This window comes from Bacillus sp. FSL R5-0286 (assembly GCF_038593245.1).
In the GTDB taxonomy this organism is placed as follows: domain Bacteria; phylum Bacillota; class Bacilli; order Bacillales; family Bacillaceae; genus Bacillus; species Bacillus altitudinis.
In genome coordinates this window covers 1,586,618-1,601,760 of record NZ_CP151977.1, presented here as the reverse complement: position 1 = coordinate 1,601,760, position 15,143 = coordinate 1,586,618, and the positions used below count along the sequence as shown (strand labels likewise).

Annotated in this window: 18 protein-coding genes; all 18 read right to left on the bottom strand. The window is 41.5% G+C overall.

What is annotated here, in order from left to right; genetic code table 11:
* Positions 1-4 precede the first annotated feature (4 nt).
* From NST24_RS08130 to NST24_RS08045, 18 genes are read right to left on the bottom strand one after another with little or no spacing between them, the layout of a single operon-like run.
* Positions 5-1,087, bottom strand: coding sequence for a chemotaxis response regulator protein-glutamate methylesterase (locus tag NST24_RS08130; RefSeq protein WP_008344775.1), 1,083 nt, complete (start codon positions 1,085-1,087; stop codon positions 5-7).
* Complete coding sequence (locus tag NST24_RS08125; RefSeq protein ID WP_058337350.1) at positions 1,084-1,989, bottom strand: MinD/ParA family protein; 906 nt, start codon at positions 1,987-1,989, stop codon at positions 1,084-1,086. Before NST24_RS08125 ends, NST24_RS08130 begins: the two co-directional genes overlap by 4 nt.
* Positions 1,986-3,104 (bottom strand): flagellar biosynthesis protein FlhF, encoded by a 1,119-nt coding sequence (gene flhF / locus NST24_RS08120; protein ID WP_342462515.1) that lies wholly within the window; start codon positions 3,102-3,104, stop codon positions 1,986-1,988. The genes NST24_RS08125 and flhF overlap by 4 nt, the downstream gene beginning before the upstream one ends.
* The gene (flhA, locus tag NST24_RS08115; RefSeq protein WP_007499573.1) at positions 3,104-5,137 is read right to left on the bottom strand and encodes a flagellar biosynthesis protein FlhA; all 2,034 of its coding nucleotides are present in this window, start codon (positions 5,135-5,137) and stop codon (positions 3,104-3,106) included. The genes flhF and flhA overlap by 1 nt, the downstream gene beginning before the upstream one ends.
* 29 nt (positions 5,138-5,166) lie before the next feature.
* Positions 5,167-6,255 (bottom strand): flagellar biosynthesis protein FlhB, encoded by a 1,089-nt coding sequence (gene flhB, locus NST24_RS08110; RefSeq protein WP_039166670.1) that lies wholly within the window; start codon positions 6,253-6,255, stop codon positions 5,167-5,169.
* A complete protein-coding gene (fliR, locus tag NST24_RS08105; RefSeq protein ID WP_007499578.1) occupies positions 6,252-7,031 on the bottom strand; it encodes a flagellar biosynthetic protein FliR in 780 nt (259 codons plus the stop codon). The genes flhB and fliR overlap by 4 nt, the downstream gene beginning before the upstream one ends.
* Positions 7,032-7,037: 6 nt before the next feature.
* Positions 7,038-7,307: a flagellar biosynthesis protein FliQ gene (gene fliQ / locus NST24_RS08100; RefSeq protein ID WP_003211206.1), complete on the bottom strand. Its 270-nt coding sequence runs from the start codon at positions 7,305-7,307 to the stop codon at positions 7,038-7,040.
* 16 nt (positions 7,308-7,323) lie between these two features.
* Positions 7,324-7,989 (bottom strand): flagellar type III secretion system pore protein FliP, encoded by a 666-nt coding sequence (gene fliP, locus NST24_RS08095; RefSeq protein ID WP_007499580.1) that lies wholly within the window; start codon positions 7,987-7,989, stop codon positions 7,324-7,326.
* A complete protein-coding gene (fliZ, locus tag NST24_RS08090) occupies positions 7,982-8,641 on the bottom strand; it encodes a flagella biosynthesis regulatory protein FliZ (protein ID WP_041090515.1) in 660 nt (219 codons plus the stop codon). Before fliZ ends, fliP begins: the two co-directional genes overlap by 8 nt.
* Positions 8,642-8,659: 18 nt before the next feature.
* Positions 8,660-9,022, bottom strand: a complete 363-nt coding sequence (locus NST24_RS08085; protein ID WP_003212360.1) for a response regulator — start codon at positions 9,020-9,022, stop codon at positions 8,660-8,662.
* 27 nt (positions 9,023-9,049) lie between these two features.
* The gene (gene fliY / locus NST24_RS08080) at positions 9,050-10,171 is read right to left on the bottom strand and encodes a flagellar motor switch phosphatase FliY (RefSeq protein WP_007499588.1); all 1,122 of its coding nucleotides are present in this window, start codon (positions 10,169-10,171) and stop codon (positions 9,050-9,052) included.
* A complete protein-coding gene (fliM, locus tag NST24_RS08075; protein ID WP_008354483.1) occupies positions 10,161-11,159 on the bottom strand; it encodes a flagellar motor switch protein FliM in 999 nt (332 codons plus the stop codon). Before fliM ends, fliY begins: the two co-directional genes overlap by 11 nt.
* 32 nt (positions 11,160-11,191) lie before the next feature.
* Entirely contained in the window at positions 11,192-11,620 is a 429-nt protein-coding gene (gene fliL / locus NST24_RS08070; protein ID WP_007499592.1) for a flagellar basal body-associated protein FliL, read from the bottom strand.
* Positions 11,617-11,832 (bottom strand): flagellar FlbD family protein, encoded by a 216-nt coding sequence (locus NST24_RS08065; RefSeq protein ID WP_008344794.1) that lies wholly within the window; start codon positions 11,830-11,832, stop codon positions 11,617-11,619. Before NST24_RS08065 ends, fliL begins: the two co-directional genes overlap by 4 nt.
* Positions 11,833-11,869: 37 nt before the next feature.
* Positions 11,870-12,664, bottom strand: a complete 795-nt coding sequence (gene flgG, locus NST24_RS08060; RefSeq protein ID WP_008344796.1) for a flagellar basal body rod protein FlgG — start codon at positions 12,662-12,664, stop codon at positions 11,870-11,872.
* A 21-nt stretch (positions 12,665-12,685) separates the two neighbouring features.
* Positions 12,686-13,129, bottom strand: coding sequence for a flagellar hook assembly protein FlgD (gene flgD / locus NST24_RS08055; protein ID WP_041507305.1), 444 nt, complete (start codon positions 13,127-13,129; stop codon positions 12,686-12,688).
* Positions 13,129-14,451 (bottom strand): flagellar hook-length control protein FliK, encoded by a 1,323-nt coding sequence (locus tag NST24_RS08050; protein ID WP_342462514.1) that lies wholly within the window; start codon positions 14,449-14,451, stop codon positions 13,129-13,131. Before NST24_RS08050 ends, flgD begins: the two co-directional genes overlap by 1 nt.
* A complete protein-coding gene (locus NST24_RS08045; RefSeq protein ID WP_342462513.1) occupies positions 14,452-15,138 on the bottom strand; it encodes a MotE family protein in 687 nt (228 codons plus the stop codon).
* Positions 15,139-15,143 lie beyond the last annotated feature (5 nt).

Below are 15,143 nucleotides of genomic sequence, written 5' to 3'. Positions count from 1 at the left end.
GTGTTCACGCCCTCTCTTTTTTCATGGAGCTTATAATTGCATGTGCGATGTCATCCACATGCCTTGTTTCATGTGCAAGGCCTGCTTTAATGACTGATTTAGGCATTCCGAAAACAACACATGATTCTTCTTTTTCTGCAATGACTTTTGTATGACCGCTTGCGACCATTTTTTTGACACCTTCTGTGCCATCACTACCCATTCCTGTCATAATGACAGCGATTTTCTCGTAACCTTTTATGTTGCTGATGGATTCAAATAAATAGTTAACAGAAGGTTTGTGACGGCTGTCAGTGTCTTCTGGGGACAGCCTGATCACTAAAGCTGCCCCTTGTTCGTGAAGTGACATATTCAATCCACCAGGAGCTATGTAAGCCACTCCATTTTTAGCGATGTCTCCATCTTGAGCTTCTTTGATCGTAATTTGTGATAAATGATCTAATCTAGTAGCCAGCGATGCCGTAAATCCTGCCGGCATATGCTGCACAATCAAAATCGGCGCCTCTATGTCTTTTGGCAGCTTCGTGACGACTCGTTGAAGCGCCCTAGGCCCTCCCGTAGAAGTTCCGATTGAAATAATCTTTCGGAGTGATGAACCGCTTCTTACTTCTTGCAGGCGGGGAGCGGCCGCTGGAATTGGACTTGGCGGCTTCATGAACGGCTTAGGAGAAACTTGTTTCTCAGTACGTTTTCTAGACAGGCCTGCCGCAAGTACCCGCTCTACAATTTGACCTCTTACTTTGTGTAAATCGAGCGAAATACTTCCTGAAGGCTTTGTCACAAAGTCAAAAGCACCGAGTTCTAAGCAATGGATGGTTAATTCCTTCCCTTGCTTCGTCTGGCTTGACACCATAATCACAGCAAGGTCGTGTTCAGCCAGAATTTGTTTTAATGCTTCTGTTCCATTTAGAACAGGCATTTCCACATCAAGTGTGACAACATCTGGATTCAATTCCTTAATCCGCTTTAAGGCATCTTCTCCATTTCGCGCCGTTCCGACGACTTCAATTTCTTGCTCGGCACTTAGGAAATCACTGATGAGTTTTCTCATAAAAGCCGAGTCATCTACTACAAGCACTCTAATCATGAGTCCACCTTCCTCCTTTTAAAAAAAGAGGACAACTTATCTATAAACGTATGCTGCTCTCTCCGTGCCTCTCTTATCTGCTGATGATACAGTGTTTCAGCTAGCATTTTAATGGTTTTACTTAGCCTTGAATGAGGCTGCTTCATATAAAATGGCATTTGTTCAGTGACTGCTTTAGGAACAGCAGGATCATCAGGCACCGCCCCAGCAAACACAAGCTTTCGGTGTAGAAAGGACGTCACCACTCCTGCTAATTTCCGGTACGTTTCAGACCCTTCTGACGGGGTTTTACACCGGTTGACGATGATTTGAACAGACTGTTCAAACTGATGAATGGCTAAGTGCTTAATTGCGCTGTAGGCATCCATGATGGATGTTGGTTCTGGCGTTGTCACAACGACCACCTCTCCTGCCGATAAGACAAAAGGGAGTTGATCTTTTGACAAGCCTGCACCCATATCAAAAAATATACAATCAAAGTCATTCAATATTTTCTCCATCTCTTCTAAAAAGAACGACCATTGATCTTTGTCTAAAGAAAACAGCTGTTCAAGCCCGCTTCCGCCAGAAATGTAATACAGATTGTCCGTTCCTTTTGTCATAGCCGCTTGGAAGGATTTTTTTCTAACAAGCACGTCTAATATAGAGCTGGTCGATGTTTTCCCTAGTAAAATATCAATATTCCCCATGCCAAAGTCGAGGTCGATGATGAGCACTTGCTTGCCCGTACTTGCGATAGACAGTGCCATATTCAGCGTCAAATTCGATTTACCTACTCCGCCTTTACCGCTCATGACAGCAATGGTTTTCGCCTGTCCATTCGCACGAAGAGTGTTCGGTACAATCAGTTGATTCTGCTGAACAAGCTTTCTTAAACCTTCGGCTTGGTCAGGCTTCATCATTGTAAGACCATCCTTGTCAAATCAAGGGGGGAACTCTCAAGAATATCCTCAGGTACATTTTGACCATTTGTTAAAAATCCGAGCCCGATTTGAGATTCTGCAATGATTTGAAAGATCGTTCCCATCGTGTCTGTTTCATCAACTTTTGTAAAAATAAATTGATCGATTGGAACGTGTTCAAAACGTTTGACCATGGCTTTCATATCTTGATATTTCGATGTCGCACTCATGACGAGAAAACTTTGAATGCTTTCATCAAATGGAATGATATCTGTCAGCTCTTTGATGTACGCCTCTTCTTTAAAGTTACGGCCTGCTGTATCGATGAAAATATGATCATAATCTTTAAAGGTCTGCTGTGCTTTCACAAAGTCCTCTCTTGAATAACAAACTTCAAGAGGTGCATTCAGCAGTTCAGCATATGTTTTTAGTTGTTCAATCGCTGCAATCCGGTACGTATCTGTTGTGATAAAAGCAATTTTCTTTTGCTGCTGAATAGCCGTTTTCGCAGCCAGCTTTGCAATCGTTGTCGTTTTACCAGCACCAGTTGAACCAAACAGCACAATGTATTTCGAACGAATCATCGGCTCATCAGAAGTGTGAGCCGGCAGCATCCCTGTGAGTAGTTTTTCAAGTTCTTTTTCAATCTGCTCTTCTTTCACAGCACCTTTTGTTAAAAGACCCTTTAAGCACTCATCTCGAATCTCAGCATCAAGACCTTGATCCTTTAGCTTTTGATCCATTTTCATGAGAGAATCCGGCAAGATCCCGGCATGGCGTTCGTTTCTTGTATATTCTATAGGCTGAGAATGAGAAGGCGCTGCTTTGACTGCTTGAGCAGCAGCCGGCAGCTCTTGTGTAAGGTGTTGAGTCTGCTCCTTTTTCGGTAACACCGGGATAGGCGCAGCTGCTGGTTGTAATCCTTTACCGGCTCTTTCTTCAAAATCTTGATCCAGCACTGCAATCACTTCGACCATTTGCTGTTTTTTTAAACCGAACAGCTTTCGTTTGACAACGGTTTTCGAATTTAATATGACGGCATCCTTCCCAAGCTGCTGCCTGATTTGGATCGTTGCCTCCTGCATAGAATTCGCTGTGATTTTTTTCATTTTCATTAGATATCCACCACTCCGATGCTCTGTACTTCCACATTTGCTTCTAGTTCGTTATAAGATAGTACCGGTAAATCTGGGAAATATCTTTCTAACAACTGTTTGACGTACATTCTTATAGGAGGTGAGCATAATAGAACCGGCGTTTCCTGACGAAGCGAAAGCTGTTCAATTTCTCTCGCCACTGATTGAATCACACTTTCAGAGGATTCTGGATCTAACGATAAGTAGTTCCCATGCTCTGTTTGCTGCACGCTGTCTGCAATCACCTTTTCGACTCGGCCTGAGCATGTCACGACTTTCAGTGATTCATTTTCTCTTGCATACTGTGCAGTAATCTGTCTTGCAAGTGCCTGTCTAACATACTCTGTTAGCAAATCTGTATCAGTCGTTAATTTTCCGTAGTCTGCAAGGGTCTCAAAAATGGTCACAAGGTTTCGAATGGAGACCTTTTCTTTCAGAAGCTTTGCAAGTACTTTTTGGATATCCCCGACTGCTAGTGGATTCGGTGTTACCTCATCTACTAGAACTGGATAACTTTCTTTCAGATGATCGATTAATTGCTTCGTTTCTTGGCGTCCAAGCAGTTCATGGGTGTTTTGTCTAATCTTCTCTGTGATGTGGGTAGACACAACAGATGCTGGATCGACCACTGTATACCCAAGCATTTCAGCCTGATCTTTTTCTGCTTCTGATATCCATTTTGCCGGCAGACCAAAGGATGGTTCGATTGTTTCAATTCCTTCAATCGGATCATCATCAGGCGTTGGAGACATCGCTAAGTAATGATCGAGCAGCAGCTCTCCTTTTGCCACTTCGTTCCCTTTTATTTTGAGCCTGTATTCATTCGGGTTCAGCGCAATGTTGTCTCGAATACGGACAACTGGAATGACAAGACCTAGTTCAAGAGCAAGCTGCCTTCTGATCATGACAATTCGGTCTAGCAGGTCTCCGCCTTGATTGGCATCTGCAAGCGGGATCAACCCGTAGCCAAATTCAAATTCAATGGCATCCATTTGCAGGAGATGAATGACGCTTTCTGGACTTTTCATCTCTTCTACCTCTGCCTGTTCTTCCAGTACTTCTTCAATCTCTTCTTGATCCTGTTTGTTTTTCGACATCATGTAGGCACCGAGTGCAAGTAAACCTGCGATCGGCCCTGTCAAAAGTACGCCAATTGGCGTAAACAATCCAAGCAGGAAGATCGTACCTGCTGTGACATAAAGCATGGCAGGGAAGGCAAAGAGCTGACCCGTAATGTCTGAACCGAGGTTTCCGTTAGAAGCCGCTCTCGTGACAACAATCCCTGTCGCTGTTGAAATAAGAAGTGCAGGAATTTGCGACACGATTCCGTCCCCTACTGTTAAAAGAGTAAAGTGGGAAGCTGATTCTTGAATCGACATTCCTTGCTGAATCATCCCAATAATGATGCCAAAAATAATATTGATAATAACGATGATAATACCTGCGATGGCATCCCCTTTAACGAACTTACTTGCACCATCCATCGCACCATAAAAGTCTGCTTCTCTTGCTACTTTTTCACGGCGGTTTCTAGCTTCACTTTCTGTCAGCATTCCTGCATTCAAATCTGCGTCAATACTCATCTGTTTACCTGGCATCGCATCGAGTGTAAATCTGGCCGCAACCTCTGATACACGCTCTGCCCCTTTGGTGATGACAACAAACTGAATGATGATGAGAATAAGGAAGACAACCAGACCAACGAGTATATTGCCCCCAACAACAAATGATCCAAACGTTTCTACAACCTTACCAGCATCTCCAGTTGATAAAATAGAACGGGTTGTAGAGATGTTAAGCCCTAAACGAAACAGTGTTAAGAGCAAAAGTAACGATGGAAAAATGGAAAATTGCAGTGGTTCTTGCATGTTCATTGTGGTGAGAAGCACGATAAGCGCAAGAGAAATATTAATAATGATTAAAATACTTAATAGGACGGGCGGAAACGGTATGACCAGCATCGCCACGATTAAAATAACACTGAATAAAACAGATAAATCTCTTGCTGACATGCCTGTTCTCTCCTTTTAAAACCAAAAATTCATAAAATCTTTTGTTTCGTTTTATATACGTAAGCCAAAATTTCTGCGATCGCCTTAAAATATTCTTCCGGCACCGCTTGGTCGATATCCACTTGATCATAGAGGGCGCGGGCGAGTGGCCGGTTCTCTACAGTCATGACATCATGTTCTTTCGCAATTGTTCTAATTTTCAAAGCCAAAATATCTGTTCCCTTTGCCACAACAAACGGCGCGTCCATCTTTTCTTCGTCATATTTCAAGGCAATTGCGTAGTGGGTCGGGTTTGTAATGATGACGTCCGCTTTTGGGACTTCCTGCATCATCCGTCTCATGGCCATTTCCCTTTGCCGCTGTTTAATTTTTGATTTTATGAGCGGGTCACCCTCTGATTTTTTATACTCATCTTTGATGTCTTGTTTAGACATCCGTAAGTTTTTTTCATAATCAAATTTCTGATACATATAATCAAGCCCTGCTAAGATCATGAGAGCACCTGCTGCATATAGACCCATAATCAAGGTCATATTTGCCACGAAATGAAGAGTTTCCTCTGCTGTTAATAAAGGAAGCCTCAGGATATCGTCAAAGTGCATCCAAAGTGCAATAAATGTCGCAAAACCAATTAAACCAATTTTCAAAATGGATTTTAATAGCTCTACGAGGGCTCGAATACTGTATATGCGTTTAAACCCTTTGATTGGATCGAGTTTTTCTAATTTCGGTTTGATTACTTCTGTCGAAAAGAGAAAGCCAACCTGCAAATAGTTACTAATGATCCCTGCCAGCATACCAACACCAAGGATTGGCATGAGGAGGAGTCCTGTTTCCTGAAGCAATTCCACAAATAGTTGATGAATATTAGATGTGCTAACCTTCATTAGCATCGTTGTTGAATAAAAACGTTCAATGAGCGCAATAATACGCTCTTTCATAAAAGGCCCAATAAAAAAGAATGATAAAAAGATTAGTAGAAATGAGATGGCTGTATTGACGTCGGTACTTTTGGCAACCTGCCCTTTTTTACGTGAATCCCGTCTCTTTTTCGGTGTTGCTTTTTCTGTTTTTTCACCTGCGAAAAATTGCAAGTCGAGTCTAAGTCTTGTCGTCATGACGAACCACCGACCAATGCTAAGAAATTCCTCATGGTGAGCACAATCGTTTCAAATGTATTTTGGACGACCCCGAAGATGACACCCATACAAATGATGATCATAATAAAACTCACGCCCATTTTAATGGGCAGTCCAACGACAAATACGTTCATTTGCGGAACTGTACGTGCCACAATTCCTAATGCCAAATCGACTAAAAACAAACTAGCCACAACAGGTGCTGAGATTTGAAAGGCTATGATGAACATTTGGTTGAAGCTCTTTGCAATAAAGTAAGCAAAAGATTCACTGCCGAAGTTCAGCGCATACTGATCAACTTGAATATATTGAAAACTGTAATAGATTCCATCAAGCAGCAAATGATGTGCATTTGTTGCCAGCATCAGTAGCAAGGTCACCGTATAAAAAAACTGCCCCATCAGCGGCGTTTGCGCCCCTGTTTGTGGATCAATAATATTGGCAATCGCAAAACCCATTTGAAAATCGATGAATGAGCCGGCAATTTGAACTGCGGACACCATGATATATGCAATCAGTCCAAGCAGAAGTCCGACCATTGCTTCTTTCACGGCAAGCATCATGTAAAGACCGTCGATATCGAGTGCTGGCGGTTCTTTAATGGTGCTAAAACTAATGACAGCCAAAAACAGTGAAAAACCAACTCTGTGAACTGCTGGTATCGTTCGATGCGCTAATAGCGGCACTGTCACGAAAAAAGCGGTGATCCGAATGAAAACGAGAAGAAAGGCAGGAAATAATTCTATGATTGACATCTCTGATTAACCTGCAAATCGATCTAAATTCGAGAACAGCTCTGTTGTAAATGACACAATTGTTGAAAGCATCCACGGACCAAACACAACAAGTCCAATGAGCACTGCAACAATTTTTGGAATGAACGCAAGCGTCTGTTCTTGGATTTGGGTTGTCGCCTGAAACACACTGACAATTAGTCCCACGATTAGTGCGAGCGCTAGAAGCGGCCCGCTGACAAGTAATACAACATACACTGATCTTTCAGCCATCGTAATGACAAATTCTGAACTCATGTTTTAAGCACCTACTCTAAAAGCTTTGCAGCAAAGATTTAACAATCAAATACCATCCATCAACTAATACAAATAACAATATTTTGAAAGGGAGCGATATCATAACCGGCGGAAGCATCATCATCCCCATCGACATCAGGACACTTGCGACCACCATGTCAATAATTAAAAATGGAATAAAGATCATGAAACCAATTTGAAATGCCGTCTTTAATTCTGAAATTGCAAACGCTGGTACCATCGCCGTTAAGGGAATATCTTTAATCGATTCAGGGGTATCCATTTTTGCGTAACTAAGAAATAAAGCCAAATCTTTCTGTCTCGTATGTTTACTCATAAACTCTTTAATTGGCACTTCGGCTTTTTCATAGGCCTGATTTAACGTAATATCATCATTTAAAAGCGGCGTGAGTGCCTCTTTATTAATCTCTGAGAACGTGGGTGCCATAATAAAAAATGTGAGAAACAAAGCAAGTCCTACAAGCACTTGGTTTGGCGGCATTGAGTTGGTTGCAAGTGATGTTCTGACGAACGAAAGAACAATCACAATCCGTGTAAAACAGGTCATTAAAATAAGAATGCCTGGTGCAACTGAAAATACAGTTAACAATAAAAGAAGACGGACAGATGTGCTAATATTCCCTGCGCCACTGGAATTAAATAAATCGATAAACTCATTCATTTTGTTTCGGGCCTTTCTTTCTGACTTCTGATTGGGTCTTTTTCAATTCGGCTAGCTGCGCCTTTAAATTGGCTGAAAAAGAAGAAGTGGTCGGCTGATCGTGTTTCTTCACTTGCGATGTTAATTTTTGCATCATTTTCGGTAAGTCAGTCTTACTTTCCATCGCTTCTTCGTATTGTTTCACAATCGCTTCGCATTCTTGTTCATCATCGATTTCTTTTAGCAGCTGGATTGAGTCTGCTACGCCGACAACTAATACTCGTTTGCCCACTTTGATCAGCTGAACTGAACGATTTTGACCAACCGTCGTTCCGCCAATATTTTCAACATAGCGAAATGGCTTGAGTAAGCGGTTTTGCTTTCCAACAAATCTCACCAATCCGTAAATGAGCAGGATGACAAAAAGTAAGGCACCAATCATTTTGACAAAATCCATAATGGAGACAGAAGAAGAGGGAACTTCTTCTGCCGGATTCGTTTGATTGTCAGTGGTTTTCTTTTCTGTATCCTTTTTGCTTTCTTTCTCATCTTTGATCCAGTCATTCACCATTCCATTTTCAGGATCTTTTGTTTCAGCAAACAGTGAGGCTGGCTGCGCTGTCAAGAAAAGCATAAAACTGATCATTGCTATACATATCAAACGTTTTTTCAACAAGTCTTACACCCTTTTTTAGCCTAACGTTTTATTAATTGCTTCAAGTACACGGTCTGCCTGGAATGGCTTCACGATAAAGTCTTTTGCACCTGCTTGAATGGCATCAATAACCATTGATTGTTGTCCCATCGCTGAGCACATAATGATTTTTGCAGAAGCATCGATTTGTTTAATTTCTTTTAATGCTGTGATCCCGTCCATTTCTGGCATTGTGATATCCATTGTGACTAGATCAGGAGATGTTTCTTTAAATTTTTCAACAGCTTGTGCGCCGTTTTCTGCTTCTCCTACTACATCAAATCCGTTTTTTACAAGAATATCCTTAATCATCATTCTCATGAATGCTGCATCATCTACGATTAATACCTTAGTAGCCATTTACTTATTCTCTCCCTATATGTTTGTTTATTTTAAATTAGAAAGTCTTTCAGACTGACTTAAAATGTCAGTCACACGTACACCAAAGTTCTCATCAATGACAACAACTTCTCCTTTGGCGACGATTCGTTTGTTGACCAGAATGTCGACTGGCTCACCTGCAAGTTTGTCCAGTTCAATGATACTTCCAGCGGAAAGTTCAAGTACTTCTTTCACACTGCGCTGCGTTCTTCCTAGCTCCACTGTAATGGAAAGTGGAATATCCATCAGCATATCAAGATTACCGAGCTGACTTGTTGTATGCTGAGGCTCACTAAATGCCTCAAATTCAACTGGCGCCACATTGACTGGTTCTGCCGGCTTTGGCTTCGCCTGTCTTTTCGGCGGTGCCGATTGCTGCATAGGAGCAGATTGTGCTTGCGGAGCAGCCTGCTGTGGTTCAGGTGCACTCTGAGGTGCTTCTTGAACCGGCTCTTCTTCCGCTGGGTCTGTTAATTCTGCAATCAAATCTTTCGCAAACGTAATAGGGTAAAGCTGCATAATATTTGAATCTATGAGTTCACCTATTGTTAATCTAAAGGACACTTTAACAAGCATCTCTTCAGCTGGAATGCGGTCTGTGCCTTCTCCTTCTTTCACATCAAGCAACTCAACGCGAGGCGGAGAAATATCAATCTTTTTATTAAAGACTGTTGACATGGACGTCGCTGCTGAACCCATCATTTGGTTCATCGCTTCTTGTACTGCACTTAAGTGAATTTCACTTAACGACGGGTCAGCATTTGTTCCATCTCCGCCCATCATTAAATCCGCAATGACTGCCGCATCGGTTTGCTGGATGACAAGCAGGTTACTAGCGCTGAAGCCTTCCGTATAATTCACTTCAATCGCGACATACGGATGAGGAAATTCCTCATTCAGCTTGCTTTTTTGAATCACTGTGACAGTTGGAGTTGTAATCTCCACTTTTTGACTTAATAGGGTTGAAAGTGCTGTTGCAGAGCTTCCAAATGATATATTTCCGATTTCCCCAATGGCATCTTGTTCCATTGCAGAAAGGAGTGTATCAGGCTCTATATCGTCATTGCTGCCTCCTTTAAGGAGCGCATCGATTTCATCTTGTGATAATTTACTTCCGTTATTCTCCATCTTCTTCACCTCTTATGTCGTGATCTAGAATTTGAATCGCCTGTTTCCGATTCACGCGGCCGGCCTGTCCCAAGAATTTCGGTTTATTTCCGACCATAACAGTAAGAGGCGCATTTACTGGTTTGTCCAAGGCAATACAATCACCAATTTCCAAATTCAAAAACTCTTCCACCGTCATTTCCGATTGTCCAAGCTCTGCGACTACCGGTATTTTCGCCGTCATAATCCGTTTTTCAATGGCCTTTGTTTCTTCTTGTTTCGGTTCATTTCGTTCAGATTGCATCCAGTAGTGTACAGACAGCTTCGGAATAATAGGCTCTAATACTACGTGAGGAATACAGAGGTTAATAACCCCGCTTACCTCACCAATTTGTGTATTAAGAGAAATGACGACAACTGTTTCGTTTGGTGACACCATTTGAACAAACTGGGGATTTACCTCGAAATCTGCCATTTCTGGCTCGATGTCGGTTATGGACTGCCACGCTTCTCTGTAGTTTTCCAAAGCTCCCTCAAACATGTTTGAGATAATCTTTGTTTCGATTTCTGTCAGTGATTCTGTCTTATTATGACTAATGCCAATCCCACCCATCAGCCTATCCATCATGGCATAGCCAATCGTTGGGTTCACTTCAAGCATGATTCTTCCTTCAAGCGGGCTGACGTAAAATAAGTTTAATAATGTCATATTAGGAATCGAACGAATAAATTCTTCATATGGCACTTGGTCAACCGAGCTGACAGAAATTTGAATATATGATCTTAGCTGCGCTGAAAAGTGTGTGGTAAGCAGTCTAGCGAAGTTATCATGAATTCTTGTTAAACTTCGAATCTGGTCTTTTGAAAAGCGCAGTGCACGTTTAAAGTCGTACACTTTCACTTTTTTCGTCGTTTCTTCTTTTTTCAGCTCTTCTGCATCCATTTCACCTGTTGATATGGCGGATAATAATGCATCGATCTCATTCTGGGAAAGCACTTCTCCTGACATTTCTTCACCTCCATCGTGTCAATTAATCGCCTCTATTGCAGATTAAAGGAGGTTATATAAACTTCTTTCACCTTGCCATCTTGCAAATAGTTATTCACTTTGTTTTTGACCTGTGTTTTAAAATGTTCTCTGCCTTTTTTGCCATCAAGTTCATCTGCATTCGTGTCTGATAAAATGTCGATCACAGCATCTTTCACTTGGAAGCTTCTTTTTTCAAGCTCTTCTTTGGCTTTTTCTGAATCTGTTTCAATATTTAGTACAAGTTTAACCGCATTTCCTTCAGATTTTAAATTGGTCACAATCTCAGGAATTTCAACAGAAGCTTTTACGACTTCATCTGCTGTTGGCTCTTTTTCTGCTTTTGCTTCGTCTGACCCATTCACCAGAAAGACAATACCTGCTCCAATTCCGACGATAGCAATAATCATGATTAGCATTACTACGACTAATTTCTTCTTCATTCAAACTCCTCTATTCCTTGATTCAATGAAATGACTTGGATTTTTCTATAGAAAGAAATGATTTTCTCCTGAAGCTGCTCTTCATCTTCTTTCACAACGAATTTCTTTCCATTGGCGAGTGTAATGGTCGTGTCTGGAAAGCTTTCGATTTGCTCGATATGGAGAGCGTTGAGCATAAATCCTTTGCCATTTAATCTTGTCACTTCAATCATATTAAGCAGAGAAGCGATAAATCGCTCCCCCTACCTCCTATCGTTTCAGATTCACAAGTTCTTGCAGAATTTCATCAGATGTTGTGATCGTCTTTGCATTCGATTGGAATCCACGCTGTGCGATAATCATTTCTGTAAACTCGTCTGTTAAATCAACGTTTGACATTTCAAGTTTACCTGTTTGAAGTTCACCTGTTCCTTGAGTTCCAGGAGCCATGGCATTACTTGGTGCACCGGAACTGAGTGTTTGGCGATATAAGTTATCCCCAACTTTATCTAGTCCTCCTGCATTACTGAAAGACACAAGTGATACTTGTCCAACAGTACGAGAAACGTTGTTCTCCACAACAGAAACGGTCCCATCTGGCCCAACACTAACACTTGACACATTGTCTCGTGGAATGTTGATTCTTTGCCCATCCATACCAAGAAGATAGTTTCCATCAGATGTTACCAAATCCCCATTTGAATCAGGTTTGAAGTTCCCTGTTCTTGTAAAAAGGATTTCACCTTGCTTTTCAATACGGAAAAATCCATCTCCATTAATATAGAAATCATATGGTTCGTCTGTATTTTGAGAAGAACCTGATGTCATGATTTTATCAATAGAAGATAAAGCTGATCCTAATCCAACTTGTTTTGAGTTGATTGAACCAGAGTTATTCGTCGGTCCACCAGAACTTGCAATGGTTTGACTGACCATATCTTTAAAAGTGATACGGCTTTTTTTGTATCCATGTGTATTGACGTTGGCCACGTTATTGGCTACAACATCTAATTTTGTTTGGAAGTTTTTCATTCCGCTAATTCCTGAGTAAAGTGAGCGTAACATTTATTTTCCTCCTCGATTTGCTTACGATTTTTCTCCAACAGTTGTAACGTCCCAAGGGCTGATTTTCGTCCCATCTTCCAAATATAGGAAATATTCATTGTTTATGTTTTTCACAGACTTCACAGTGCCAGATATGTCTTTATCATCTTGTTTGCCCGCTACTTCTTTACCAATCCAGCCTACATATGTCGTAAATGGATCTTGGTGTGCAACAAATGTAGACATGATCTGATTCATTTGAGTGATAGATTCGTTCATATTCATTTGCTGTTCTAAAGAAGAAAATGTTGCAAGCTGTGTGACAAACTCACGGTCATCAATCGGGTTTGTCGGATCTTGGTTTTGAAGCTGCGTAAGTAAGATTTTCAAGAACTGATCTCGGCCAAGTGTATCTGTTTTCTTTGCTGCGTTTGAAGAAGTGTCCGCTTGTGCGGCTGTTCTATTCGTCGCATCAACAGTTGCCATTAGATCTCCTCCTCTTCTTCTTCTGATCCAACAAGCGCATCTAGTACATCTTGGAATTCAGCTTCCTGTTCATCAGGCTGCTGGAAACTTTGTCCTTTTGATGGCTGCTGCTTGCCTTCCTCATTAAATTGTCCAAAAGACGGCTGCTCATTTGACTGAAGCGGTATATGGAAACGGTCAACTTGAACCGACATATTCGGTAGCGCCTGCTTGAGCTGCGGCAGATGATGCTCGAGCAGCTCTTTTGCTGCTTGCGTTGAAGCTGTAATTTTACTCGCATACATCCCGTTTTGTTTCGTTAGCTGGATGGTAATAAACCCTAGATTTTCTGGATTTAATCGTACGGTAAACCGTCCGCTTGAATTGCCAAATGGTGTGAACTTCATTTGTTTCCACGTATTTAAAATCTGCTGATCAACCGTGCCTGGCTTTTCGTCAGTTGTTTGCGTCTGCTGCACAGGAGCAGCTGATTGCAGTTGGAAGAACTGTTTATGCCCTGGAAGCAGCGTATGGGTGATTGTTTTTTCAGAAGCAGGTGCCGTAGTGCCTTGACCTTTGGTGACTTCTTTTTTCATGAGCCATTCAAGTGAGGCAACACCTTTTGCTGGAGATGAGAAGGAAGATTCTTGCCTTGGAGCAACCATTTCTTTTAACTCTCCTAAGGAAATTTTCCACTCTTTATCTGACCCTTTCGCATTCGCCATCATATGATCGATTAACTGATTAAAGTGTTTCAGCTCGCTTTGCGACATATTATTCAGCTTAGGTGCCGATCCTTGCGAGAAGAACTGCTCTTTTACTTGTTGAATGAGCTTTTCATCTGCTCCGTTTTTCGTTAGAAACTTGATGAAATCTTCACCTTTTGCTTGGATATCCTGTACAAGTTTTGCATCAAAGCTAACCGGCTGCTGATTCAGTATTTGATATAAGAAAAAGTGGACTTGTATGAGCTGTTCACTATGTTCAGCAACTGGCTTCTCATCCTGATCGCCATAGATAACCGATTCCATCTTTTGAAATAGCTCTTCAAGTGACTTTAAGTCAGCCCCCTCAAGCTTTTGCCCTTGCAGCGCCTGAAGTGCCGCAAGAAGATCTCCATCTATTCCCTCTTCAGGTGATTGCATCCATTTTTCAATGATTTGCATCGCATCATTCATGGATAGATTGGTTTCCGCTGGCTGAGAAATAGCTGGACCACTTTGAATACCTGCGCCATTTAACAATTGTTTAAACAGACCGCGAGCATATACTGCCCCCTCTCCCTTTAGTCCCGAGAGACCTTGGGAAGATTGCTGTAAGGCTCCAATGTCCAATAGCTTCACTTATTGTCCACCTCCATTTTCACTTTCTTCTTTTTTGGCAAGCTCCTTCGTGAACGTTGCTGCCTTCTGAGGTGTCAGTTTTGCTAATATGTCCGTCAGCTTATTTTTACTCAGCTCTTCAAGGATCTTCAAAGCTTCTTTATCACTTAGCTCTGATAGAATTTTGGCAGATTTCCCTGCATCCATGCTTTCATAAATGCTGGCGACCTTTCCTTTTGATTGCTGATTAGAAGATGCTGACGAATCAGTTGAAGATCCTGATGCGTTATTACTTGATGATGTACTGTTTGATGAACTGTCACTTGCTGACGTGTTCTCTTTATCAGATGTTTTTTCAAGTGAATTGATTTTTTGATTCAATCGTTTAATCTCTTCATCGCTTGTCTTCAAGTCTTTTTGAGCAATTTCAAGTTCATTCTCTTGTTCTTTAATCGTCTTTTTCAACGCTTTCAACTCTGTATCACGTTGATCGTTATTTGAAGATGACGTTTTTGATGTGTCATCTGATCCAATCAAGCTGCTAATCCCTGGAATGTTTTGGAGCGGTTTCTTTAGATCATAACCTGCCATATAAAGGATTGTGCCAGTTACAATCACAAGCACAACCAATGGGATAATGACAATAAACAAGATCCATTGAAATTTACCGCCGCCGCTTGATTCCTTTGTTTTTTCCTTCTTAGGCATTCATC